The 309-nt window shown below is 66.0% G+C and carries 1 pseudogene; it reads right to left on the bottom strand.

What is annotated here, in order from left to right:
• Nucleotides 1–309 (bottom strand): annotated as a pseudogene (locus tag AC6BYQ_RS07045) (galactokinase); the annotation flags it as partial.

Here is a 309-nt window from a genome sequence, read left to right as displayed (position 1 = left end):
GGCCGCCAGCGAGTCGGCCGCCGCCAGCGTGCGGGCATTCTCGCTGATGACATGGCGCGCGCGTTTGGCCACCAGCGGATCCAGCTGATGTTGACGCGCTTCGAACTGTTCGGGGCTGACGTCGCGCAGCGCCTTGACGCCAAAGAAACGCGCTGCTTCTTCGCACTGTTTGCGGCGGGTGTTGTACTCACTGTCCACCAGCCCGCGTTGCACATTGGAGTTGATGATCACCACCGCGACGTTGTCCGGCATCGGCACCGCACGGGTTTCCAGCGAGCGGCAGTCGATCAGCAGGGCGCTGCCGCGCCG

It is taken from the genome of Serratia sp. LTN-2 (genome assembly GCF_059740205.1).
The sequence above is the reverse complement of the archived record's forward strand: the minus strand, read 5'-3'. Positions and strand labels throughout refer to the sequence as shown.